This is a genomic window from Umezawaea sp. (assembly GCF_036375055.1).
GTDB lineage: Bacteria > Actinomycetota > Actinomycetes > Mycobacteriales > Pseudonocardiaceae > Umezawaea.
Map to the genome: position 1 here is coordinate 1 of NZ_DASUSQ010000087.1, position 22,699 is coordinate 22,699.

General features: G+C 71.1%; 22 protein-coding genes, 1 tRNA gene and 1 other RNA gene. 11 read left to right on the plus strand and 13 right to left on the minus strand.

From position 1 onward, the window contains the following. Window positions 1–312 precede the first annotated feature (312 nt). Both VFZ92_RS24280 and VFZ92_RS24285 read left to right on the plus strand, forming a co-directional pair. Window positions 313–675: a hypothetical protein gene (locus VFZ92_RS24280; RefSeq protein WP_330878329.1), complete on the plus strand. Its 363-nt coding sequence runs from the start codon at window positions 313–315 to the stop codon at window positions 673–675. Continuing rightward, complete coding sequence (locus tag VFZ92_RS24285) at window positions 672–1,832, plus strand: hypothetical protein (RefSeq protein WP_330878330.1); 1,161 nt, start codon at window positions 672–674, stop codon at window positions 1,830–1,832. Before VFZ92_RS24280 ends, VFZ92_RS24285 begins: the two co-directional genes overlap by 4 nt. Before the next feature lie 389 nt (window positions 1,833–2,221). Here the strand turns inward: VFZ92_RS24285 and VFZ92_RS24290 are convergent. The 5 genes from VFZ92_RS24290 to VFZ92_RS24310 form a co-directional block, all read right to left on the minus strand. Continuing rightward, window positions 2,222–2,294 (minus strand) — tRNA-Ala (locus tag VFZ92_RS24290). 165 nt (window positions 2,295–2,459) lie between these two features. Beyond that, window positions 2,460–3,260, minus strand: coding sequence for a DsbA family protein (locus VFZ92_RS24295; protein ID WP_330878331.1), 801 nt, complete (start codon window positions 3,258–3,260; stop codon window positions 2,460–2,462). 74 nt (window positions 3,261–3,334) lie between these two features. After that, a complete protein-coding gene (locus VFZ92_RS24300; RefSeq protein WP_330878332.1) occupies window positions 3,335–4,591 on the minus strand; it encodes an MFS transporter in 1,257 nt (418 codons plus the stop codon). A 106-nt stretch (window positions 4,592–4,697) separates the two neighbouring features. Further along, window positions 4,698–5,519 carry a GNAT family N-acetyltransferase gene (locus tag VFZ92_RS24305; RefSeq protein ID WP_330878333.1) on the minus strand — a complete coding sequence of 274 codons (822 nt, stop codon included), beginning with the start codon at window positions 5,517–5,519 and terminating at the stop codon, window positions 4,698–4,700. A gap of 4 nt (window positions 5,520–5,523) precedes the next feature. Beyond that, window positions 5,524–6,624 (minus strand): glycosyltransferase, encoded by a 1,101-nt coding sequence (locus VFZ92_RS24310; protein ID WP_330878334.1) that lies wholly within the window; start codon window positions 6,622–6,624, stop codon window positions 5,524–5,526. A 27-nt stretch (window positions 6,625–6,651) separates the two neighbouring features. Here VFZ92_RS24310 and hrpB point away from each other — a divergent pair, with 27 nt between their 5' ends. Together hrpB and VFZ92_RS24320 are read left to right on the plus strand one after the other, a co-directional pair. After that, window positions 6,652–9,039, plus strand: a complete 2,388-nt coding sequence (gene hrpB / locus VFZ92_RS24315; RefSeq protein WP_330878377.1) for an ATP-dependent helicase HrpB — start codon at window positions 6,652–6,654, stop codon at window positions 9,037–9,039. Window positions 9,040–9,075: 36 nt separating this feature from the next. Then, window positions 9,076–9,609 (plus strand): DinB family protein, encoded by a 534-nt coding sequence (locus tag VFZ92_RS24320; RefSeq protein ID WP_330878335.1) that lies wholly within the window; start codon window positions 9,076–9,078, stop codon window positions 9,607–9,609. Here the strand turns inward: VFZ92_RS24320 and VFZ92_RS24325 are convergent. Beyond that, window positions 9,582–10,148 (minus strand): TetR/AcrR family transcriptional regulator, encoded by a 567-nt coding sequence (locus VFZ92_RS24325; protein WP_330878336.1) that lies wholly within the window; start codon window positions 10,146–10,148, stop codon window positions 9,582–9,584. The two genes, VFZ92_RS24320 and VFZ92_RS24325, sit on opposite strands and share 28 nt — an antisense overlap. 101 nt (window positions 10,149–10,249) lie before the next feature. Here VFZ92_RS24325 and VFZ92_RS24330 point away from each other — a divergent pair, with 101 nt between their 5' ends. After that, entirely contained in the window at window positions 10,250–11,260 is a 1,011-nt protein-coding gene (locus VFZ92_RS24330) for a hypothetical protein (protein ID WP_330878337.1), read from the plus strand. Here the strand turns inward: VFZ92_RS24330 and VFZ92_RS24335 are convergent. Then, entirely contained in the window at window positions 11,251–11,850 is a 600-nt protein-coding gene (locus VFZ92_RS24335) for a TetR/AcrR family transcriptional regulator (RefSeq protein ID WP_330878338.1), read from the minus strand. The genes VFZ92_RS24330 and VFZ92_RS24335 overlap by 10 nt on opposite strands. 159 nt (window positions 11,851–12,009) lie before the next feature. On the opposite strand from VFZ92_RS24335, the gene VFZ92_RS24340 reads away from it, so the two are divergent. The 4 genes from VFZ92_RS24340 to VFZ92_RS24355 are packed head-to-tail and all read left to right on the plus strand — an operon-like array spanning window position 12,010 to window position 15,921. Beyond that, complete coding sequence (locus VFZ92_RS24340; RefSeq protein WP_330878339.1) at window positions 12,010–13,227, plus strand: cytochrome P450; 1,218 nt, start codon at window positions 12,010–12,012, stop codon at window positions 13,225–13,227. 28 nt (window positions 13,228–13,255) lie between these two features. Further along, window positions 13,256–13,450 carry a ferredoxin gene (locus tag VFZ92_RS24345; RefSeq protein WP_330878340.1) on the plus strand — a complete coding sequence of 65 codons (195 nt, stop codon included), beginning with the start codon at window positions 13,256–13,258 and terminating at the stop codon, window positions 13,448–13,450. Continuing rightward, window positions 13,450–14,610 (plus strand): NAD(P)/FAD-dependent oxidoreductase, encoded by a 1,161-nt coding sequence (locus tag VFZ92_RS24350; protein ID WP_330878341.1) that lies wholly within the window; start codon window positions 13,450–13,452, stop codon window positions 14,608–14,610. The genes VFZ92_RS24345 and VFZ92_RS24350 overlap by 1 nt, the downstream gene beginning before the upstream one ends. 60 nt (window positions 14,611–14,670) lie before the next feature. Then, window positions 14,671–15,921: a multidrug effflux MFS transporter gene (locus VFZ92_RS24355; protein WP_330878342.1), complete on the plus strand. Its 1,251-nt coding sequence runs from the start codon at window positions 14,671–14,673 to the stop codon at window positions 15,919–15,921. A gap of 107 nt (window positions 15,922–16,028) precedes the next feature. On the opposite strand, the gene ssrA is transcribed toward VFZ92_RS24355, so the two are convergent. Continuing rightward, window positions 16,029–16,402: a transfer-messenger RNA gene (gene ssrA / locus VFZ92_RS24360) on the minus strand. 171 nt (window positions 16,403–16,573) lie between these two features. Between ssrA and VFZ92_RS24365 the strand changes: the two genes are divergently transcribed. Together VFZ92_RS24365 and VFZ92_RS24370 are read left to right on the plus strand one after the other, a co-directional pair. Beyond that, window positions 16,574–17,827 carry a sensor histidine kinase gene (locus VFZ92_RS24365; RefSeq protein WP_330878343.1) on the plus strand — a complete coding sequence of 418 codons (1,254 nt, stop codon included), beginning with the start codon at window positions 16,574–16,576 and terminating at the stop codon, window positions 17,825–17,827. Continuing rightward, window positions 17,815–18,459 (plus strand): response regulator transcription factor, encoded by a 645-nt coding sequence (locus VFZ92_RS24370; RefSeq protein WP_330878344.1) that lies wholly within the window; start codon window positions 17,815–17,817, stop codon window positions 18,457–18,459. The genes VFZ92_RS24365 and VFZ92_RS24370 overlap by 13 nt, the downstream gene beginning before the upstream one ends. Here VFZ92_RS24370 and VFZ92_RS24375 read toward each other — a convergent pair. The 5 genes from VFZ92_RS24375 to prfB all read right to left on the minus strand — a co-directional run bounded on the left by VFZ92_RS24375 (window position 18,441) and on the right by prfB (window position 22,677). Continuing rightward, on the minus strand, window positions 18,441–19,349 hold the full coding sequence (locus tag VFZ92_RS24375) for an amidohydrolase family protein (RefSeq protein ID WP_330878378.1): 909 nt from the start codon (window positions 19,347–19,349) through the stop codon (window positions 18,441–18,443). The two genes, VFZ92_RS24370 and VFZ92_RS24375, sit on opposite strands and share 19 nt — an antisense overlap. Beyond that, window positions 19,346–19,831: an SsrA-binding protein SmpB gene (smpB, locus tag VFZ92_RS24380; protein ID WP_330878345.1), complete on the minus strand. Its 486-nt coding sequence runs from the start codon at window positions 19,829–19,831 to the stop codon at window positions 19,346–19,348. The genes VFZ92_RS24375 and smpB overlap by 4 nt, the downstream gene beginning before the upstream one ends. A gap of 29 nt (window positions 19,832–19,860) precedes the next feature. Beyond that, window positions 19,861–20,763 carry a permease-like cell division protein FtsX gene (gene ftsX, locus VFZ92_RS24385; RefSeq protein ID WP_330878346.1) on the minus strand — a complete coding sequence of 301 codons (903 nt, stop codon included), beginning with the start codon at window positions 20,761–20,763 and terminating at the stop codon, window positions 19,861–19,863. A 41-nt stretch (window positions 20,764–20,804) separates the two neighbouring features. Continuing rightward, window positions 20,805–21,494 (minus strand): cell division ATP-binding protein FtsE, encoded by a 690-nt coding sequence (ftsE, locus tag VFZ92_RS24390; protein ID WP_259629886.1) that lies wholly within the window; start codon window positions 21,492–21,494, stop codon window positions 20,805–20,807. A gap of 79 nt (window positions 21,495–21,573) precedes the next feature. Continuing rightward, window positions 21,574–22,677 (minus strand): peptide chain release factor 2, encoded by a 1,104-nt coding sequence (gene prfB / locus VFZ92_RS24395; RefSeq protein ID WP_330878347.1) that lies wholly within the window; start codon window positions 22,675–22,677, stop codon window positions 21,574–21,576. Between the last annotated feature and the right edge of the window lie 22 nt (window positions 22,678–22,699).

Sequence of the window (22,699 nt, forward strand, 5' to 3'; positions counted from 1 at the left end):
GCGACCGCCACCTCGCCGTCCGCCCGGACCAGGAGTTGAAGTTCCACAAGGCCCTGCTCAAGCTCGGCCACGCCATACCGGAACGCTGATCGACGACCCGTTCGACAGCCGACCCGACAGCGTGAATGATTCCGGAACACCGCCAGCACTATTCGACAAGCATCCTGAGCAGCGCACACAGAGAAACCGCCGCCCGGAGGCCCTGTTCACCTCGCTGTCGCAACTGTTCGGTCACCGTCCACCGGCCTGGCGCTACCCTGCACCCTCGACAATTCGGCCTTCGAGAGCGACTCAGGCCCGAGGAGTGGACGAGTGGCGAAGCTCGCGGGGCGTACGACCGGTCGGTGGCGGATCGTGGAGATGAACCAGTGGGACGAGGCCGCCATCGACCTCGTCGAGCCGGGGTTCATCGAATTCACGCGGGACGGGACCGGTGAGTTCGGGTTCATCGCCGTCAACGGGCGGATGGACTGCCGCTGGAGCGAGCGCGACGGCCGGCCCTTCGTCGAGTTCACCTGGGAGGGCAACGACGAGATGGACCAGGCCTGTGGGCGCGGCTGGGCTGTCGTCGCCGAGGACGGCACGCTCACCGGGCACCTGTTCATCCACCTGGGAGAGGGTTCGGGCTTCCGTGCGACGCCGCTCACCGAGACCGGGAAGCGGAGCGGGCGTTGAGCGAGTACCAGTACTACGAGTTCGTCGCTCTGGACCGGCCGCTCGACGCGAAGGCTCAGGCCGAGGTCCGCGCCCTGTCCACCCGCGCGCGGATCACCGCCACCAGCTTCGTCAACGAGTACGAGTGGGGCGACTTCCGGGGCGACCCCGTCCGGTTGGTGGAACGCCATTACGACGCGCACCTCTACCTCGCCGACTGGGGGACCCGACGCCTCCTGTTGCGCCTGCCGCGCGGTCTGCTCGACCTGGACGCGGTCGAGCCCTACCTCGTCGACGAGCAGGTCGGTGCTTGGACGACGAGCACGCACCTCGTCCTCGACCTGCACAACCACGACGAGACCGGCGACTGGGACTACGAGCCGCAGGGAGCGCTGTCCGCCATCGTCGGCGTCCGAGGCGAACTCGCCGCCGGTGACCACCGCGCGCTGTACCTGGCGTGGCTGGCCGGGTACGGCACCTGGGAACGCGACGAGGAAGCGTTCGACCGCGACGAGGACGACGAGCCGGAACCACCCGTGCCCGCCGGATTGCGCACGCTCACCGCGGCGCAGCGCGCCCTGGCCGATTTCCTCCGCCTCGACGACGACCTGCTCACGGTCGCGGCGAACGCGAGCCCTCCGCTCACCGAGACCGCCGACGACCCGGACCCACTCGCTGCCTGGGTGAGAGCGCTGCCCGGTACCGAGAAGGACCGCCTGCTGCTGCGAGTCGTCCAAGACCAGGCCGCGACCGTGCGGACGGAACTGCTGCGCCGGTTCCGCGACCGGACCACCCCACCCGCCGCCGCACCGCCGAGGCGCACGGTGGGCGAACTCCTGGGTGAGACGGCACGCGGGCGAGCCGAACGACAGCGACAGGAAGAGGCCAAGCACACCAAGGAGAAAACCCGTCGTGAGCGCGATAGGACTCGCGCCCGCGAGCGGCGGCTGAACGAGCTGGCGCACGACGAGCAAGCCGCCTGGACACGCATCGACGCCCTGATCGCCACCCGCAAACCCGCCGACTACGACGCCGCCGTCGCACTCCTCGTCGACCTGCAAGCCCTGGCCGACCGCGAAGACCGCCCGGACGAGTTCGCTCGACGCCACTCGGCCCTCCGACAGGCGCACAAGAACAAGCCCAGCCTCATCGCCCGCCTGGCGCGCGTGAACCTGTGACCACCGACCCGCCACCGGTCTGGTGATGTCCTCGCACAGGGCTGCCTGGCACACAGCCCGCGGACCAAACGTCGCTACGCGCACCTGACGTGACCCCATTGGGTCGGTCCAGGACCAGTGGGAGCCTGACAGTCCGGTTCGTGGGCGAAAAGGCTCGATCACGATGAGCACCAGGAAACGGCACACCCCCGAGCAGGTCGTGCGGAAGCTGACCCGACAGGGCGAACTGTTCTGGAGCAATGCGGTTGACCCTGTTTCGGGTCATTCCGGGCTGTGCTCCAGATTTGCTCCAGTTTCGGAGCCGCAGTCCACAGTGGACACACAAACAAGATCACCCGCTAACCAGATAATCCCAGGTCAGCGGGTGATTTGTATTCCATATATCGTTGTGGAGCTGAGGGGACTCGAACCCCTGACCCTCACACTGCCAGTGTGATGCGCTACCAGCTGCGCCACAGCCCCGTGCTTCCACGTTTCCCGGCCGGTCACCCGTCGTTCTCGTGTGCCCATACCGTACAACACCGTCCCCACCGAATAAAAATCGGGGGTCCCCCCACCGCATTCGCCCTGATAGACGACCCGTCGACCGGCCCGCTGGACAGCAGGGCCGGTCGGCGGTGGTCGATCTCAGCCCCTGAGGAGGTCGGAGATCCAGTTCTCGTTGTCGATGCTGACGAGCTTGTCGCCGACGGCGACCGAGGGGGTGCCTTGGAAGCCCTTGCTGCCGTCGCTGCGCTCGGCCTGGAGGTGGGGGGTGTTGTCGGCCTTGTCGAGGTCGGCTTCCAGGGCCTGGCGGTGGGTGCCACTCTCCACACAGGACTTGAAGGTGTCGCCGGTGATGCCCAGGTCGGTTCCCAGCTGCACGAGCTGGGCGATGGTGTAGCCGGGGCCGTTCTCCTCCGGCTGGCTGGCGTAGAGGGAGTCGTGGTACTCGGGGAACTTGCCCGCGTCGGCGGCGCAGACGGCGGCGTTGGCGCTGTCGCTCGAGTAGCCCTCGGGGTCGGAGTAGCGGACCAGGAGCGGGAGCAGGTGGTAGCGGACCCTGAGGTCCCCGGCCTCCACGTGCTGCCTGAGCTGGTCGCCGTACTTCTCCTCGAACGTGCCGCAGACGGGGCAGAGGAAGTCCTCGTACACGTCGACGGTGACCTTCGCGGTGTCCTTGCCGACGAGCACGGTGGCGTCGGCCTGGCGCTGGACGGGCACGGAGAGGGGTTTCAGGTTCGGGGCCGGGGTGAGGGCCTGGGGTTCGGACGGTTTGTTGAGCAGCACGGCGCCGATGACGCCCGCGGCGAGGACCGCCACGACGACCACGCCGATGAGGATCTTGTTGCGGTCGCCGGAGCCGGACGACCCGCGTGCGGCGGCCACCGACTTGGCCGCCATCTGCTGCTGCTTCTTCTTGCGAGCGTTCCGCTCCGCGCCACCCACGTCGTTCGCGTCCTTCCCAGTCCGCCCTGTTCCCCCGGCAGGCTAGCCGCGGAGGCTGAGCGGAACCTGAGCGGTCACGCGTCGGGCTGGCGCGGGCGGCCCCCGACGCGTTCGCCGGTGGGCAGTTCGGGGGCTTCGCCCACCACACCGCACTCGCCCGCCACGGCCTCGCCGACGTGCGGGTCGTCGGCCTCGGGGAGGGTTTCCTCGGCGACGAACCAGAAGGCCAGGGCGATGACCATGATGACGCCGGTCACGGTGAAGGCGACCTGGTAGGAGAAGCGGTCGGCCAGGACGCCCGCGAGCAGCGGGCCGATGATGGCGCCGAGGTCGGTGACCATCTGGAACGCGGCCAGCACGGGGCCGCCCTTGGCGTTCGACCCGATGACGTCGGCGACCACGGCGTTCTGCGGCGGGTTGAGCAGGCCCGCGCCGACGCCCGCGACGAGCGAGGCGACCATGAACAGGGTCACGGTGCCGCTGAAGCCCATGCCGACCGTGCCGACGGCCGAGACGGCGAGGCCCGCGATGGCCATCGGTTTGCGGCCGATGCTGTCGGAGAGCCTGCCGGACAGCATGAGGACGGCGGCGTTGCCCGCGGCGAACACGGACAGGGAGATGCCTGCCACGGCGGGGCTGCCGTGCAGCGCTTCGACGACGAACAGCGGCACCAGGGAGATGCGCAGGCCGAACACGGCCCAGCCGTTGGCGAAGCCGGAGGCGAGCGAGGCGCGGTAGGAGGCGTAGCCGACGGCGTCGCGGACGGTCATCGTCGGCTGCGACCTGTTCTGGTCGAGCGCGGCGAGCGTGGAGCGGCGCAGGAACAGCCAGACGAACAGGGCGGCGATGAACAGGGCCGCGGCGTAGGCGACGAACGGGGTCCGGATGGAGAAGCCGACGAGGCCTGCGCCGACGATCGGGCCCGCGATGTTGCCGAGCAGGAAGCCGGTGGCCCACAGGCCGGAGGCGCGGCCCCGCAGCGGCGCCGGGGTCAGCCGGATGAGCAGGCCGACGGCCGCGACGGTGAACATCGTGGAGCCGACGCCCGCGATCGAGCGGAACACGATGAGCTGCCAGAAGTGGGTCGCGAACCCGCACGCCCCGGTCGCCAGGGCGACGATGACGATGCCCCAGATGTAGGTCCGCGTCTCGCCGAAGCGGGACACCAGGCGCCCGCTCACCGGCGCGAACAGCAGCCTGACCAGGGCGAACGCGCTGACGACGGCCGAGACGGCGAAGGTGCCGACGTTGAAGCTCGACGCGTACATGGGCAGCACCGGGGCGACGATCCCGAAGCCGATGGCGATGATGAAGCTCGCCACCACGAGCACCCACACCTCGTTGGGAAGTCGTGGTCTGACTACGGCGATCCCCTGCACGCGCGGCCTCCCAGCATCGTTTAGCTGTGCTAAAGATATAGCCTCGCGGGCTGGAATCTCAATCCAGCAGCTCGTCCACCCGGCGGGCGTACGCCGTAACGGGGTATCCGCCGGAGAATCCACACGTCTCGGCGAACCGCTCACCGGCTCCGCCCTCGTCCACGTGAGCGGCCACGAGCAGCGCCCCCGCCGACCGCAGGGCGGCCACGGTGCTCGACACCAGATCGCTCCCGAGTCCGCGCCGACGCCGGGCGGGCAGCACCACGACCTGCTCCACGAGCCCCACTCCGCGTTCGGCGAACCCGCCCGCGAACCCGACGAGCCGCTCGCCGTCGTCGACCACGAGCTGCACGCAGCGCGGGTCGTCCCACCGCTGCCCGAGGTGCCGCACCAGCCGCCGCTGACCGCTCATCCGCAGCCCCAGCTCGTCGGCCACGAGCGCGCCGACGTGCTCCAGGTCCGTGTCCCGCGCGGGCCGGACGCGGGGCGAGGTGTCGGCCCGGCCGCGGTGCACGACGGCCATCGACTCCTCGACGGCGTACCAGCCCGCGTCGTCCGCGATGCCCTCGATCTCGGCCACGGTCGTCGGTGAGGCGTACACCACGGCCTCGGCGCGGCCGATGTCGGCGAACGTCTGCTCCAGCCGCATCAGCGTGCCCGCGACCTCCGCCGACGACCCGTACAGGGCGCACGCGAAGTTGCCCGACGGGAACGGGTTGTCGCGGTTGACCACGACGGTCGCGCACCCGACCTTCCCGACCTTGCCGTACCGGACCGCGCCGGAGGCGATCCTGGCCGCCTCCACGAGTCCGGCCAGTTCACGAGCGCGGTAGGGGTCGAGCAGGTCGGGGTCGTCGGGGTCGTGCAGCGGGTCAACCACCCGGTCAGCCTGACACGTCGCGGCCCTTCCACGTCACGCCGCGCCACGCCCGCGCGGCGCTGTCGAGCATCACCAGTCCCAGCGCGACCGGTGCCGCGGGCGCGAGCAGCGCGGTCGCCCGGGGCTGGCCGACGCGCCGCACGTACGCCAGGTGGGCGACGGCCTGGCCGAGCCAGCCGAGCACGCCCAGCGCCCGGACCGCCCTGGACCGGCCTGCTACGGCGGCCACCGGCGCGAGGCCGTAGGCGATGTGCGCCACACCGCTGGCCGCGAGCACCGCGCACACGGCGGCCGGGCCGTCCACCAGCTCGTTGATCCCGGCGAACGTGCTCTTGCGCAGCGACCTCCACGACTTCGCGACCGTGTCGTGCCCGGACGTGGTCAGCTCGGCGCCCGCGTCCACGTACTGCGTGCGCGCGCCGGAGTCCCGCACGAGCGTGGCGAGGCCGACGTCGTCGGCGCGCGTGGCGGCGATGGCCGACCAGCCGCCCGCGTGGTCGTAGGCCTCGCGCGACACCAGCATGCAGTGCCCGACGCCGAGCGCCCTGCGCCCCGGTCGGCCGGACGGCGACGTGCTCTCGAACAGGAGCTGGTTGGTCGGCGGCAGCAGCAGCCAGTAGCCGGGCCCCGACCTCGTGGAGCGGCCCGCCGAGGACACCAGGGCGGCCTGGTGGACCCTGGCGGCGGCGAGCAGGTGCCCGACGAAGCCGGGGGCGACGACCACGTCGGCGTCCACGAACAGCAGCCACTCGCCGTCGGCTTCGAGCGCGCCGAGGTGCATCGCGTGGACCTTGCCCGCCCAGCCCGGCGGTGGTCCGTCGCTCGACACCAGCGCGACGCCGTGGCGCCGTGCGACGTCGGCGGTCCCGTCGGTCGACGCGTCGTCCACCACCACGACCCGGCCGACCTGCCCGCGCAACGCCGTGAGGCACGCGTCCAGCGTGGCCTCCTCGTCGCGCGCGGCCACGACCGCGGTCACCCCCGACACCGGGTCCCCCACGTCCGGCAGCCGCGGCACCCCGCGCCAGACCGCCACCGTGTTCGCCGCCCGCACCACCGCCGCGGCGGCCACCAGCCCCGCTCCGAGCACTCCCCGCTTCCCCATGGAGCCAGGTTGGCACACTGGCTCACCGTGGAGCTGCCGAACCTGCCAGTCCGGGCCGTGCTCGGCGACGTCGTCGGCGCGCTCGCCGAGCACGGGTGCGCGGTGCTGGTCGCGCCGCCGGGCACCGGCAAGACCACGCTGGTGCCGCTGGCGCTGGCCGAGGCGCACGCCGGGCGCGTGGTCGTGGCGGAGCCGCGGCGGATCGCGGCCCGTGCCGCCGCGGCGCGGATGGCGTCGCTGCTGGGCGAGCCGGTGGGGCGGACGGTCGGCTACTCGGTGCGCGGTGACCGCAAGGTGTCGGCCGCGACCCGGATCGAGGTCGTGACCTCGGGGTTGCTGGTGCGCAGGCTCCAGTCCGACCCGGAACTCGCGGGCGTGGGCACGGTGCTGCTGGACGAGTGCCACGAGCGGCACCTGGACGCGGACCTGCTGCTGGCGCTGCTGCTCGACGCGCGTGCCGGGCTGCGGCCGGACCTGCGGCTGCTGGCGACGTCGGCGACCGTCGCGGCGGACCGGCTCGCCGAACTGCTCGGCGACGCGCCCGTGCTGCGCGCCGAGGCCCGGACCTACCCGACCACGACGGACCACGTGGCACCCGCCCGCACGGAGCGGATCGAGGCGTGCGTGGCCCGCGCGACCAGACGGGCACTGTCCGAAGTGGACGGCGACGTGCTCGTGTTCCTCCCCGGTGCGGCCGAGATCCGCCGCACCGCCGCGCTGCTGTCGCTGCCGGACGTGGACGTGCTCACCCTGCACGGGCGGCTGTCGGCGGGCACGCAGGACGCCGCGCTGAAGCCGGGGGCGCGCCGTCGGATCGTGCTGTCGACGGCCATCGCCGAGTCGAGCCTCACCGTGCCCGGTGTGCGGGCGGTCGTCGACTCCGGCCTGGCCCGCGTGCCGCGCGTCGACCACCGGCGCGGGCTGTCCGGCCTGGCCACCGTGCGCGTGTCGATGGCCGTGGCCGACCAGCGCGCGGGCAGGGCGGGCCGAGAGGCGCCCGGTCACGTGTACCGCTGCTGGCCGGAGCACGAGCACAGCACGCTCCCCCGCTACCCGGAACCCGAGGTCAAGACCGCCGACCTGACCAGGCTCGCGCTCGAACTGGCCTGCTGGGGCACGCCCGACGGGACGGCGCTGAGCTGGTGGGACGCCCCGCCGACGGGTGCGCTGGAGGTCGGGCGTTCGGTGCTGCGGGCGTTGGGCGCGCTCGACGCCGACGGGCACGCCACCGACCGCGGGCGGCGGATGTCCGGTCTCGGCCTGCACCCCCGGCTGGCCCGCGCGCTGCTGGACGGCGCGGCGGAGGTGGGCGCGCGGGCGGCGGCGGAGGTCGTGGCGCTGCTGGACGACGACGCGCTCACCGACAGCGCGGAGCTGTCGACCGCGTTGCGGGACCTGCGGTCCGGCCACACCGACCGCTCCAGGCGGTGGTCGCGCGAGGCTCGTCGGCTGGCGGAGCTGGTCGGCGGGACGGGGCACGACGACCCGGCGCTGGTGGTGGCGCTGGCGCACCCGGAGCGGTTGGCGCGCAGGCGGTCCGGCGGGGGCGGGGTGTACCTGATGGCGGGCGGCACGGCGGCCGAGCTGCCGCACGGCAGCGGGCTCGGGGACGCCGAGTGGCTGGCCGTGGCGGTCGCCGACCGCGAACCCGGTCGCAGCCACGGCCGCATCCGGCTGGCGGCGCGGGTGGACGAGAGCCTGGCCGTGCGGGCCGCTCCGGCACTGGTGTCCACTGTGGACGACGTGCGCTGGGACGGGGACGTGGTCGCGAACCGGGTCCGCAGGCTCGGCGCGATCGTGCTGTCCAGCAAGCCGTTGCGCGATCCGGACCCGGCCGCGGTGCGGGCGGCGCTGGTGGCCGGGCTGCGGTCCGAGGGGCTGGGGCTGCTGCGCTGGCACGCCGACGCCACGAGGCTGCGGGAACGGGTGGGGTTCCTGCACCGGGTGCTCGGCGACCCGTGGCCGGAGATGACCGACGAGGCGCTGCTGGCGGGCGTCGACGGCTGGCTCGGCGGTGCCCGCAGGCGTGCGGACCTGGCGAAGGTCGACGCGGAGAAGGTGGTCCGCCAGCTGCTGCCGTGGCCTGCCGCCGGGCGGCTCGACGAGCTGGCGCCGGACCGCCTGGAAGTGCCGTCGGGGTCCAGGATCCGGGTCGACTACAGCGGTGACGACCCCGCGCTGCCGGTGAAGGTGCAGGAGGTGTTCGGCTGGGTCGACACGCCCCGCATCGCGGACGGGCGCGTGCCGGTGGTGCTGCACCTGCTGACCCCCGCGGGCCGCGCCACGGCCGTGACCGGTGACCTCGCGTCGTTCTGGCGGACCGGGTACGCGCGGGTCAGGTCGGAGTTGCGCGGCCGGTACCCCAAGCACCGCTGGCCGGAGGACCCGATGACCGCGCCGCCCGCCCGTCGGTGACAGGGGTTGTCCGCGATGCGTCCTACGGTCGTGGACATGGACCTGAACTGGACGCACGAGCTGACCGAGCAACTCGACTTCCACTGGAACCGGCACCTGCTGCCGCGCCTGGAGGGGCTCACCGACGAGGAGTACCTCTGGGAGCCGGTCGACGGGTGCTGGAGCGTGCGACCGGACGGCGACGGCGGGTTCACGATCGACTGGGCCGCCGAACCGCCCGTGCCGCCGTTCACGACGATCGCCTGGCGGATCTCGCACATCGCCTCGGTCGTGCTGGGAGCGCGGGCCGCCAACCACTTCGGTGACGGGTTCGACCTCGCCGAGGTGCGCTGGCCGGGCACCGCGCAGGCCGGGCTGGACTACCTGCGGGAGTCGTACTCCCTGTGGCACGAGGGGGTTTCGGCGCTGGACGACGAGGGCCTCGCGCGGCCGTGCGGTCCCGCGGAGGGCCCGTACCACGCCCACCCGTTCGCCGCGCTCGTGCTGCACGTCAACCGCGAGGTCATCCACCACGGCGCCGAGGTCGCGACCCTGCGCGACCTCTACCGGGACCGGACCAGCGGCAGGTAGACCTCGTCCACGATCTCGACGAGCACCTCGTCGGGCGCGTTCGGCACGCCGCGGGTCACGAACTCGTTGCGCAGCAACGCCACCGCGACCGTGGCCACGCGCGGGTGCAGCGCCTCGGGTCGCACCTCGCCCCTGGCCACGGCGCGACCGAGGACGGTCAGCCACATCGCGGACCCGCCGTCGGCGGCCCGCTCCCCCAGCTGCGCCAGCAGGTCCGGGTCGGCCAGCAGGCCGCGCAGGATCTCCCCGTACGGCGAGGACCACGTGCGGTTCGCCATCCGCAGCAGCTCCAGGACGTCGGTGCGCAGGTCGCCGGTGTCGGGCACCTCGACGGTGGTGGCCGTCAGCCGGTGGTAGGCGGCGATGCCGAGCGCGGCCCGGTTCGGCCAGCGCCGGTAGACGGCGTTCTTGTTGGTGCCAGCGCGCTTCGCGACCCGGTCCATGGTCAGTCCGGGGTAGCCGGACTCGGTCAGCTCGTCCACCGCGGCCTGGAGGATCGCCTCCTCCAGCGCGGCCCCGCGCCGTCGCGCCCCGACCATCGGCCACCTCCTGAATTGGGTACGAAGAGTACCTTGCGCATCGTATCGCTCACCACCTAGCTTCTCCTACAAGGTACGGCACGTTCCCTAAAGGAGGAGTCATGCGACACGGCATCACCTACGACACCGGCTTCCGCAGCGGGGGGTCGAGCACGCACGAACCGTTCGACCCGGACGTCGTGCGGCGCGAGATGCGGATCATCCGGGAGGACCTGCACTGCGACGCCGTGCGGATCACCGGCGGCCACGTCGACCGGCTGGAGGTCGCCGCCGTCCACGCCGCCGCGGTCGGCCTCGAGGTGTGGATCTCGCCGTTCACCAACGACCTGACGACCGACGAACTCCTGGACCTGCTCGCCGACACCGCGGAGCGCGCCGAGCGGATCCGCCTGGGCGGCGCCGAGGTCGTCCTGGTCACCGGGTCCGAACTGACCCTGTTCACGATCGGCTTCCTGCCCGGCGACACGCTCGACGAGCGGCTCGCGCTGATCACCGGACGGCCCCCGGAACTCGGTCCCGCGCTCGCCGCCCTCCCCGCCCTGCTCGACGACTTCCTCGGCCGGGCCGTCGAGGTCGTGCGCGAGCGGTTCGGCGGTCGGATCACCTACGCCTCACTGGGTTTCGAGCAGGTCGACTGGGACCGGTTCGACATCATCGCCACCGACGCCGGCTACCGGTCGAAGGAGGTGGCCGAGGGGTACGAGGCCGAGATGCGGGCGTTCGGCGCGCAGGACAAGCCCGCGGCGATCACCGAGTTCGGCTGCACGACCCACCGCGGCGCGGCGGACCTCGGCGCGCGCGGCACGTTCGTGGTCGACTGGGACGGGCCCCGGCCGGTGGCGCTCCGGGGCGAGTTCGTCCACGACGAGCAGGAACAGGCGACCTACCTGCGGGAGGTGCTGGACGTGCTGGAGAGCACGGGCATCGACATCGCGTTCGTGTGCACGTTCGTCACCTACAACCTCCCGCACGGCGAGGACCCCGCGACGAACTTCGACGTGGCGAGCTACGGCGTGGTGAGGGTGCTGGAGGACGGGTTCGGCGAGACCTACCCCGGCCTGCGGTGGGAGCCGAAGGCGGCGTTCGCCGCGCTGGCCGAGCGCTACGCCTGACCGGGCGTCGGCACGGGGATCTTCCCGTCGCGCAGCAGCGCCATCGTCTCGTCCGCGAGGGTGCGCATGTCCGCCGTGCCGCCGCTGTTCACCCAGGACCGCACCACGACCTCGATGATGTTGATGGCGAACGCCGCGGTGAGCTGGGCGGTGACGTGGTCGGAGGGGTCGTCGAGCCGCTGGGCGACCTCGCCCGCCAGCGCGTCGCGCCACATCCACAGGACGTCCCCCAGCTGCGCGCGCACCGACCCGTTCGGCCCGGAGATCTCGTAGACGGCGAGCACGCGCGCCGGGTCGGTCGCCATCACGTCGAGGACCTTGCCGATGACCGAGTTCAGCGCCACCGGCAGCGGCGCAGGCGGCTGGGAGCGCAGGTCCTCCAGCGCGTCGAAGAGGCTCGTCCGGACGAACTCGACGACGAGCGTCTCCTTCGTCGGGAAGTAGCGGTAGAGGGTGCGCGGGCCCACCTCGGCGGCGGCGGCGATCTGCTCGATCGTGGTCCGCTGGTAGCCGTTGCAGGTGAACAGCTCGAACGCCTTGTCCGAGATCAGCCGACGTGTCCGGGCCATCTTCAGCTCTCGGATCCCCACGTCCACCTCCTCGGCCGGACTCCCGAAAGGCAGGCTAGCACCGCCACCAGCGACTTCCCGGCACGTGACGTCAGCCACTTGCCGTTACCTCTCCATCACTGGCAGTGTGGTACTTGTGGCAGTTACTGCCACAAAATTCACCACCACGAGGGGTACGCCATGACCGAGGCACTGAGCAAACCGAGCACCGGATCGTTCCCGACGGAACGGTCGAAGGAGTGCCCGTTCGACCCCGCCGTGGGCTACCTGGAGTTCCGCGAGAAGGAGCCGATCGCGCGCGTCTCCTGCCCGGCGGGCATCGACGCCTGGCTCGTGACCGGCTACGACGACGTCCGCACGGTGCTCAACAGCCCCGGCCTCAGCTCCGCCGTGCCCGTCATGGGCCACGCCAACCCGCAGGCCGACTTCGACACCCCGATCAACCCCGGCTCGATCATCCAGAGCGACGGCGAGGCGCACGCCCGCCTGCGCAGGCTGCTGACGGCCGAGTTCACCGTCAAGCGCATCCAGGCCCTGCGCCCGTACATCCAGAAGCTGATCGACGACCACATCGACGCGATGCTCGCGAGCACCGAGCCGGTCGACCTGGTGCGCGACTTCGCGCTGCCGATCCCGTCGCTGGTGATCTGCGAGCTGCTGGGCGTGCCCTACGAGCAGCGCGACCGGTTCCAGCAGCAGAGCGGCATCCTGACCTCGGTCGACGTCGACCCGGACGTCGCGATCCAGGCCAACGCCGAGATCCAGGGCTTCGTCGCGCAGCTCGTCGTCGACAAGATGCGGAACCCGACCGACGACCTGATCTCGCGGCTCATCGCGCGGGCCCAGGACTCCGGCCAGCCCCTCTCCGTCGAGGAGCTCGTCGTCCTCGGCCTGTCGCTGCTGGTCGCGGGGCACGAGACGACCGCGAACATGATCGCGTTGAGCACCGTCGCCCTGCTGCGCAACCCCGACCAGCTCGACGAGCTGCGCGCGAACCCCGACCTGGTGCCCTCGGCCGTCGAGGAGATGCTGCGCTACCTGTCCGTCGTGCAGTTCGGCCTGTTCCGGGCCATCACCGAGGACATCCCGCTCGGCGACGAGACGCTGCGCGCGGGCGAGTGGCTGGTGGCGTCGCTGGCGTCCGGCAACCGCGACACCTCCGCCTTCCCGAACGCCGACCAGCTCGACGTCCACCGCAAGGCGTCCACGCACCTCGCGTTCGGCTACGGCGCCCACCAGTGCCTCGGCCAGCAGCTCGCGCGGGTCGAGCTCCAGCAGGTGTTCAGCACCCTGTTCACCCGCATCCCCACCCTGCGCCTGGACATCCCGTTCGAGGACCTGCGGTTCAAGGACAACACCCTCGTCTACGGCGTCCGCTCGCTCCCCGTCACCTGGTGACCGGGCCCCACCTCAAGGAGAACACCCCATGCGCGTGACCATCGACGAGGACGGCTGCGTCGGCGCGGGCCAGTGCGTGCTCGCCGCCCCCGACGTCTTCGACCAGCGCGACGAGGACGGGATCGTGGTGCTGCTGGACGAGACCCCGGCTCCCCACCTGCACGACGCGACGCGTGAGGCGGCGGTGCTCTGCCCCGCGCTCGTCATCCACCTGGCCGAGTGATGCCCGACATCGGACGCGTCGTCGTGGTGGGGGCCTCGGCGGCGGGGCTGACCACGGCCGAGAGCCTGCGGCGCGAGGGCTTCGACGGCCTGATCACCCTGATCGGCGACGAGCTGCACCTCCCGTACGACCGGCCGCCGCTGTCCAAGCAGGTGCTCCTGGGGACGTGGGAACCGGAGCGCACCGCGTTCCGCGACGACGCCACCTACCAGCGCCTGGACGTCGGTCTGCGGCTGGGCGCGACGGCCACCGGCGTCGACCTGGACAAGCGGTCGGTCGCGCTGGCCTCCGGCGACCACGTCCCCTACGACCGCCTGGTCATCGCCACCGGGGTCCGTCCGCTCCGGCTGCGGCAGGGTCACGACCTGGCGGGCGTGCACGTCCTGCGCACGTTGGACGACACCCTGGCGCTGCGGGCGGCGCTGGCCAGGGCCACGTCCGTGGCCGTGGTGGGGGCGGGGTTCCTCGGCTCGGAAGCGGCGTCGGCGGCACGCACCCTCGGCCTCGACGTGACCCTGGTCGACCTGGCGCCGGTGCCCCTGTCCCGCCAGTTCGGCGACGAGCTGGGCGGCTGGGTCGGCGACCTGCACCGGGAGAACGGCGTCGAGGTGCGGACCGGCGTGGGCGTGAGCGCGCTGCTGGGGGACGGGCGGGTCTCCGGCGTGGCGTTGGCCGACGGCACCACCGTCGACGCCGACGTGGTCCTGGTCGCCATCGGCTCCGCACCCGCGACCGACTGGCTCACGACGAGCGGCATCCCCCTGGACGACGGGGTCCTCTGCGACTCCACCTGCCAGGCCGTGCCGAACGTCCACGCCGCGGGCGACGTGGCCCGCTGGCACAACGAGCGCTTCGGCGCGCTGATGCGCGTGGAGCACCGGATGAACGCCACCGAGCAGGCGATGGCGGTGGCCAGGAACATCCTCGGCGACCCGAAGCCGTTCACGCCGATCCCGTACTTCTGGACCGACCAGTACGACGCCAGGATCCAGGCGTACGGGATCTTCCCACCCGGCTCGACGATGACCGTGGCCCAGGGCGATCCGGCCCACCGCAAGTTCGTCGCCCACTACCACCACGACGGTGACCTGGTGGGTGTCCTCGGCTGGAACATGCCGCGGGAGCTGCGCGGGGCCCGCGCCCTGCTCACCCAGGACTAAAAACCCGCAGCGGTGGCGTTGCCCCCGGTGACGCCACCGCACACTTTCGCCGGGGAGAAGATGACGCCCACCGAGGCAGGCCCGACCAGGTTGAAGCTAGTGGGCCTACTGGGGGCCCTCTGCACCCTGGGCCCCATGTCGATCGACATGTACCTACCAGCGTTCCCCAGCATGGCCTCCGAACTGGGAGCGGCGGCCCCGCAGATCCAACTCAGCCTCACCACGTTCATCATCGGCCTGGCCCTGGGCCAATTGCTCGCGGGCCCCGTCTCCGACGCCATCGGCCGCAGGAAACCGCTGCTCATCGGCCTGGTCACCTACATCACGTTCTCGCTGCTCTGCGCCATCGCCCCCACCGCCCTGGCGCTGGCGGGCCTGCGCTTCATCCAAGCCCTGGGCGTGGCAGCGGGCTTCGTCGTGGCCACCGCCGTGGCGAGGGACCTCTTCTCCGGCCTCGCGATGGCCAAGTTCATGAGCCTGCTCATGCTGGTCAACGGCCTGGGCCCGGTCATCGCCCCGGTGCTCGGCGGCCAGGTCCTCAGGCTGACGAGCTGGCGCGGCACCTTCCTGGTGCTGGCCGTCATCGGCGCGGTCCTGCTGGCCGTCCTGGCCTTCGCCCTGCCCGAGACCCACAAGCCCGAAAAACGAGTACCGGCCAACCTCAAGGGCACCCTCAGGACCTTCGCCACGCTCCTCGGGGACCGCTACTTCGTCGGCTACGCCCTGGCGGCGTCCTTCGCGCTGGGCAGCCTCTTCGCCTACGTGTCCGGCGCCTCGTTCGTGTTGCAGGGGGTCTTCGGCCTGACCCCTCAACAGTTCAGCCTCGTCTTCGGCGTCAACTCCCTGGGCATCCTCCTGGCAGGCCTGCTCAACACCTGGCTGACGGGCAGGCTCATGCCCAGGACGCTCCTCACAGCGGGCCTGGGCATGGCCACCGCGGGCGGTGCGGGCCTGGTGGCAGCGGGTGTGCTGGGCGGCGGCCTGCTCACCTTCCTACCAGCGCTCTTCCTGCTGACCACCAGCGTGGGCGTCCTGCTCCCCAACGCCGCCAGCCTCGCCATGAACCGCCACCCGGAAGCGGCAGGCAGCGCCTCGGCCCTGCTCGGCGTCCTGCAATTCCTCGCGGGCGGCCTCATCGCACCGGTGGTGGGCGCGGCGGGCACGGAGAGCGTCATCCCGATGGCGGCTGTCATGGCGGGCCTCACCATCGCGGCAGCCCTCGCCTTCGCCCTCCTGACCAGGGGCGACAAGGGCATCACAGCAGAACCGGAAACCTCCGGGGAACCACTGCCGACAGCCGCGGCGCACTAACCGCATCTCACCCGACCGGCAGCCGCCGGGGGTGCGGGGGGCGGGAGCCCCGGTGTGACAACCGAAAAGAGCCATGCCCGCGCTCTCCGCGGGCATGGCTCTCGTACGGGTGGAGGTGCCGGGAATCGAACCCGGGTCCTCTGCCGGCTCATCAGGGCTTCTCCGTGCGCAGTCAACTACGTCTCTACTCGACCCGACCGATCACGTTGACGAGTTCGGTCTGACGGGCCCAGACACTGTGGGATTCCCAACCAGTTCCCGTGCCCGGAACTGGAGGTGAGCCTCCTGGCTGATGCCGGGATCCGGAACGGAGGCGCTTCCGGGCCGACAGCGTTTTCCCTAGCCTCAGGCGGCGAGGGCGAACGCGCGCTGGTCGTTAGACTTGGCGCTTATAGGTTTGCGATGACGCTTGCGGTGGTCTCTCGCCTGCACCGGCACGCTTCCCCTGAATCAACGAACAAAGTCGAAACCGTTCACCCCCGTCGGGCGTTGCCGTGTCTACCTCGTACAGCATAACGCTCCGAGCCCGCCGTCTCATCCCAATAGGGTTGGTAGGGCTGGCCCCACCCCCGGCACGCTGGTCTCCCTGATGGTTCGAGGCACGCGTTCCGGTGATGCTGGTCCGGTACACCGAGCGGACCTAGGCGGGGACATGACGACGCGAGCACCTTCGAAGATCGCCAAGACCAGCGCGTTCTTGTTGATGAACTTCTTCCTCAGCACGCTGTGGTTCGTGCTGCTCGTGTCGCTGTTCGCCACCAGCATCGGTCTGTCCGTCGTCTGGATCGGTGTTCCGCTGCTGGCGGTGACGCTGGCGGTCGCGCGCGGCGCGGCGTCGTTGGAGCGCACGTGGACGCGGACCATGCTGGAGATCGACATCCCCAGCCCGTACCGGCCCGCGTCGGAGGAGACCGGCCTGCTGCCGTGGATGAAGCGGACCATCACCGATCCGGCGAGCTGGCGCGACTTCGGCTACTGGATGCTGATGTTCCCGGTGAGCATCGTCGAGTTCGTCTCGGTGGTCGTGTTCTGGCCCGTCGTGCTGTGCATGGTCGCGTACCCCCTCTACTTCGGCACCCTGCCCGCGTACTTCGTCGTGGACCTGCCGATGGGCGGCGAGTGGGAGGTCAACTCCTTCACCAACGCGCTCCCCGTCACGGTCCTCGGGCTGCTGCTCGGTCTGCTCACGGTGCCGCTGATCCGCGGTCTGGGCCGCATGCACGGCCTGCTGGCGTCGTCGATCCTCGGCCCGTCCCGCACCGCCGTGCTGTCCGCCGAGACGAAGCGGCTGGCGGCCAGCCGGGCGCGCGGCGTCGACTCGGCCGAGGCCGAGCGGCGGCGCATCGAGCGCGACCTGCACGACGGCGCGCAGCAGCGGCTGGTCTCGGTCGCGATGACGCTGGGCCGCGCGAAGACGAAGATGGAGTCCGACCCGGACGGCGCCCGCGAGCTGATCGCCGAGGCGCACACCGACGCGAAGCTCGCCATCTCCGAGCTGCGCGACCTGGCCCGCGGCATCTACCCGTCGGTGCTGGGCGACCGGGGGCTCGACCCGGCGCTGTCGTCGCTGATCTCCAAGTGCCCGATCCCGGTCGACCTGAGCGTCGAGGTGGAGCCGCGGCCGCCGACGGCCGTGGAGAGCGCCGCCTACTTCACCGTGGCCGAGACGCTGACGAACATCGCCAAGCACGCGGGTGCGACCCGTGCGCAGGTGCGGGTGACGCGGACCGACCACTCGGTGGTCGTGGAGGTCACCGACAACGGCAAGGGCGGTGCCGAGGTGCGTCCGGGTGGTGGGCTCGCGGGGCTCGCGGACCGTGCTGCGACCATTGACGGCGTGGTCGTGGTGGTCAGCCCCGTCGGAGGGCCGACCGTGATCCGGACGGAGCTGCCGTGCGCGTGGTGATCGCGGAGGACTCGGTCCTCCTGCGGGTGGGGGTCCAGCGCCTGCTGGCCGACGAGGGCATCGAGACGGTCGCCGCCGTCGAGGACGGGGTGGCGCTGCTCGCGGCCATCGAGGAACACCGGCCGGACCTGGCACTGGTGGACGTGCGGATGCCCCCGACGTTCACCGACGAGGGGCTGCGGGCGGCGATCGAGGCCCGCAAGCGCATCCCGGACCTGCCGGTCCTGGTGCTCTCGCAGTACGTGGAGGAGCGCTACGCGGTCGAACTGCTGGCCGGCGGGGCGAGCGGCGTCGGTTACCTGCTCAAGGAGCGGGTGGCCGACGTCTCCGAGTTCGTGGCGGCGGTGCGGCGGGTCGCCGACGGCGGCACGAGCATCGACCACGAGGTCATCACCCAGCTCATGGCGCGCAGCAAGCGCAACCCGGTCGACTCGCTGACCGCGCGGGAGCGCGAGGTGCTCGGCCTGATGGCGGAGGGCCTGTCGAACGCGGCCATCGCGGCCTCGCTCGTGGTGTCCGACGGGGCCGTGGAGAAGCACGTGGGCAACATCTTCGCGAAGCTCGGCCTGGAGCCCAGCACGTCCGAGCACCGCCGCGTCCGGGCCGTGCTCGCCTACCTCGACATCGGGTAGCCCAGCAGGCGCGCGGGGTTGTCGTGCAGCACCGCGCGCAGGAACGGCGTCCCGAGGCGGTCGTCGGAGGACGCCCAGCCCGCGACGGCCCTCAGCTGCTCCGCGTAGGAGTACGGGATGTTCGGGAAGTCCGTGCCGAGCACGATCCGGTCCGGCACGTCCGCGATCCGCGCCACCCAGTCCACGGGCAGGGGCTGGCTCCGCTCGGTGAACGGCACCCCCACCATCGTGGTGTCCAGGTGCACGTTCGGGTACTTCGCCACGAGGTCGAGCGCCGCGCCGTACTCGGGCATCCCCGCGTGCGCGATCACGGCCGTGAGCCGCGGGTGCCTGCGCAGCACGGCCTCGTAGCGGTCCAGCCCGGTGTGCGCGCCGGGCAGCGGCCCGTGGCCGCAGTGCACGACGGCGGGCACGCCCGCCTCGGCCAGCAGCCCCCACGCGGCGTCCAGGAGGGGGTCGGTGGGGTCGTACGCGCCGACCTGCACGTGCGCCTTGACGCACCGGGCGCCCGCGGCGAGCGCCTTGGCGAGGTAGACCTCCACGCCCGGTTCGGGGAACACGGTCGCGGTCGGCACGGCTCCCGGCGTGCGCTGCCCGAAGTCGACGGCCCACTCGGTGAGCCACTCCCCCATGCCGGGCTTGTGCGGGTAGACGAGGGGCGCGAACCCGATCACGCCGAGCGCCCGCAGGCGGTCGAGGCGTTCCGGTTCCGGCAGCCGGTAGTGGATGGGCCACGACGTGCCGTAGTGCGCGGCGGCGCGGTCGAAGAACGCCCACACCTTCGCGAGCACCCGTTCGGGCATGAAGTGCACGTGCACGTCCACGAGACCGGGAAGTCCCAGGCCGGTGACCCAGCCTGGGACTTCCTCGTCGTTCTCGGGCCCGTTCAGTACCGGCCCCCGCGGCCCTTCAGCGCCCGGCCGTAGGCCTTCTGGATGTCGCGGTCGGCGTCGCGCTTGGCGATGTCCTGGCGCTTGTCGTAGGACTTCTTGCCCTTCGCCAGCGCCAGCTCGACCTTGACGTACCCGTCGCTGAAGTACATCGACAGGGGGATCAGGCTCAGACCGCTCTCCTTGGTCTTGCCGATCAGCCGCTCGATCTCGCTCTTGTGCAGCAGCAGCTTCCGCCTGCGCCGCACCTCGTGGTTGGTCCACGTCCCCGCCACGTACTCGGGGATGTGCAGCGCGTGCAACCAGATCTCGCCGTCGTCGACCTGGGCGAAGGCGTCCACAAGGGACGCCCGCCCGAGCCTGAGGCTCTTCACCTCGGTGCCGACGAGCACGACACCCGCTTCGAAGACGTCGAGGATGGTGTAGTCGTGCCGAGCCTTGCGGTTCGACGCGATCACCTTCCTGCCGCGTTCCTTGACCATGGTGCGACTCTACGTGACCGGGCCAGCGGTTAAAGCCGGACGTACAGCCGCAGGGTGACGTAGCCGGTCAAGGCCGAGATCAGCACCGAGACGCCGAACAGGATCGGCGCGATGATCAGCACGTCGAGCTGCCCCAGCGTCGGCAGGATGCCGGACGTGAACAGGTCGCCGAGCACCCTGTCCAGGATGAACGCCTTGAACAGGACGAGGCCCACGACCGAGACGACGGCGCCGATGATGCCCGCGACCACCGCCTCGATGAGGAACGGCAACTGCGTGTACCACCGCGTCGCGCCCACCAGGCGCATGATGCCGACCTCCGTGCGCCGCGTGTACGCGGAGACCTGGATCGTGTTCGAGATCAGCAGCAGGGCGGCGAGGGCTTGCAGCAGCGCCAGGAAGAGCGCGCCGTCGCGCACGCCGTTGAGCACGTTGAACAGCCGGTCCAGGAACTTGCCCTGGTCGTCGACGCTCTTCACGCCCGCCTTGCCGGAGAACTCCCGCACGATCACGTCCGCGCGTTCCGGGTCCTCCAGCTTCACCCGGAACGTGGCCGGGATGGCTTCCGGACGGGCCAGCTTCACCAGCTCCGGCTGGGCCTCGAAGATCCGCTTGAACCGCTCGAAGCCCTTCTCGCGGTTCTCGAAGACGACCGTCTCGACGCCGGACGTCGTCTCCAGCGACTGGCGCAGACCCGAGCACGGCTGGCTGGAGCAGTCCTGGTCGTTCGCGCTGACGTCGTTGGTGAGCAGGACCGCTACTTCGAGCTTGCCCTGGTAGTTGGCCTGCATCTTGTCGACCATGCGGACGACGAGCAAACCACCACCGAGCAGGCCGAGCGAGATAGCGGTCGTGAGGATCATCGCGATGGTCATCGTGACGTTCCGGCGCAGGCCGGTGACGACCTCGCTGAACACGAAGCTGGTACGCATCGGGGGTGGCGTTCCTTGGGGTCGGGGAAGGGTGTGCGGGGCTAGCGGCCTACGCCGTAGACGCCCCGCGCGTCGTCGCGGACGACGCGACCGTTGTCGAGCTCGACAACGCGCCTCCGCATGGAGTCGACGATTCCGTGGTCGTGGGTGGCCATCACGACGGTCGTGCCGGTGCGGTTGATCCGCTCCAGCAGCAGCATGATGTCCTGGCTGGTGTCGGGGTCCAGGTTTCCGGTCGGCTCGTCGGCGATGAGCACGAGCGGGCGGTTCACGAACGCGCGCGCGATGGCCACGCGCTGCTGCTCACCACCGGACAACTCGTGCGGCAGCCGGTCCGCCTTGCCCTCCAGGCCGACGAGCTGGAGCACCTCGGGCACCACCTTGACGATGGTGTTCTTGGGCTTGCCGATGACCTCCAGCGCGAACGCGACGTTCTCCGCGACGGTCTTCTGGGCGAGCAGTCGGAAGTCCTGGAAGACGCAGCCGATGGACTGGCGCAGGCGGGGGACCCTGCGCCGGGACATCTTCGCGACGTCGAAGTTGGACACGTAGACGCGTCCTTTGCTCGGTACCTCTTCACGGAGCAGCAAGCGCAAGAACGTGGATTTTCCGGACCCGGAGGGTCCGATGAGGAACACGAACTCGCCCTTGTCCATCTCGACCGAGACGTCGTCGAGCGCGGGGCGCGTGGAGGTCTTGTAGACCTTGGAAACGTGTTCGAGGCGAATCACGAGGGCGGAGTCTACTCGCGGCCCCGGTAAAGCCTTCGTCTCGCCCGCTGAAGTGCGGAGCGTGACGATCCGTTACCGATCAAGACGACTGCTGCTGCTTGCGCCACCGGATGCCCGCCTCCAGGAAGTCGTCGATCTCGCCGTCGAGCACGGCACCGGGGTTGCCGACCTCGTGCTCGGTCCGGAGGTCCTTGACCATCTGGTACGGGTGCAGCACGTACGACCGCATCTGGTTGCCCCAGCTGGACCCGGTGTCCTTCAACGCGTCCATCCGGTCCTTGTCCTCCTGGCGCTGCCGTTCGAGCAGCTTCGCCTGGAGGACGGCCATCGCGGTCGCCTTGTTCTGGAGCTGCGAGCGCTCGTTCTGGCAGGACACGACGATCCCGGTCGGGATGTGCGTCAGGCGCACCGCGGAGTCCGTCGTGTTCACGCCCTGTCCACCGGGACCGGACGACCGGTACACGTCGACGCGGAGGTCCTTCTCGTCGATCTCGACGTGGTCGGTCTGCTCGACCACGGGCACGACCTCGACGCCCGCGAACGACGTCTGGCGGCGGCCCTGGTTGTCGAACGGCGAGATGCGCACGAGCCGGTGCGTGCCCTGCTCCACGGACAGCGTGCCGTAGGCGTAGGGGGCGGTGACGCGGAACGTGGCGGACTTGATGCCCGCCTCCTCGGCGTAGGACGTGTCGAACACGTCCACGCCGTAGCCGTGGCGTTCGGCCCAGCGGGAGTACATGCGGAGGAGCATCTCGGCGAAGTCGGCCGCGTCGATGCCACCCGCCTCGGCACGCACGGTGATGAGCGCGTTGCGCTCGTCGTACTCGCCGGAGAGGAGGGTGCGGACCTCCAGGGAAGCGATTTCCTCGCGCAGCTTCGCCCGCTCGGCGTCGGCGTCGGCGATGCTGTCCGCGTCGTCCTCGGCCTCGGCCAGCTCGTACATGATGCCGAGGTCCTCGAGGCGACCGCGCAGGTTCGTGATGCGGCGGAGCTCGCCCTGCTTGTGCGCCAGCTCGCTGGTGAGCTTCTGCGCCTTCTCCTGGTCGTTCCACAGGTCGGGGAGGGCGGCCTGCTCCTCCAGATCGGCGACCTGGGCGCGCAACGTGTCGAGGTCCATCACCGCCTCGATGCTGCCGAGGGTCGCGGAGAGGTCCTTGATGTCTGCTTCGACGTCCGGGTTCACGACGAAAGATTACGCCGGCACC

Bases quoted from the DNA above. Each gene is read 5' to 3' on its own strand.
- smpB (WP_330878345.1), bottom strand. From the start codon at position 19,831: ATGGTCAAGGAACGCGGCAGGAAGGTGATCGCGTCGAACCGCAAGGCT.
- VFZ92_RS24355 (WP_330878342.1), top strand. From the start codon at position 14,671: ATGACGCCCACCGAGGCAGGCCCGACCAGGTTGAAGCTAGTGGGCCTA.
- VFZ92_RS24320 (WP_330878335.1), top strand. From the start codon at position 9,076: ATGGACCTGAACTGGACGCACGAGCTGACCGAGCAACTCGACTTCCAC.
- VFZ92_RS24325 (WP_330878336.1), bottom strand. From the start codon at position 10,148: ATGGTCGGGGCGCGACGGCGCGGGGCCGCGCTGGAGGAGGCGATCCTC.
- VFZ92_RS24310 (WP_330878334.1), bottom strand. From the start codon at position 6,624: ATGGGGAAGCGGGGAGTGCTCGGAGCGGGGCTGGTGGCCGCCGCGGCG.
- ftsX (WP_330878346.1), bottom strand. From the start codon at position 20,763: ATGCGTACCAGCTTCGTGTTCAGCGAGGTCGTCACCGGCCTGCGCCGG.
- VFZ92_RS24345 (WP_330878340.1), top strand. From the start codon at position 13,256: ATGCGCGTGACCATCGACGAGGACGGCTGCGTCGGCGCGGGCCAGTGC.
- VFZ92_RS24340 (WP_330878339.1), top strand. From the start codon at position 12,010: ATGACCGAGGCACTGAGCAAACCGAGCACCGGATCGTTCCCGACGGAA.
- VFZ92_RS24330 (WP_330878337.1), top strand. From the start codon at position 10,250: ATGCGACACGGCATCACCTACGACACCGGCTTCCGCAGCGGGGGGTCG.
- VFZ92_RS24350 (WP_330878341.1), top strand. From the start codon at position 13,450: ATGCCCGACATCGGACGCGTCGTCGTGGTGGGGGCCTCGGCGGCGGGG.
- VFZ92_RS24365 (WP_330878343.1), top strand. From the start codon at position 16,574: ATGACGACGCGAGCACCTTCGAAGATCGCCAAGACCAGCGCGTTCTTG.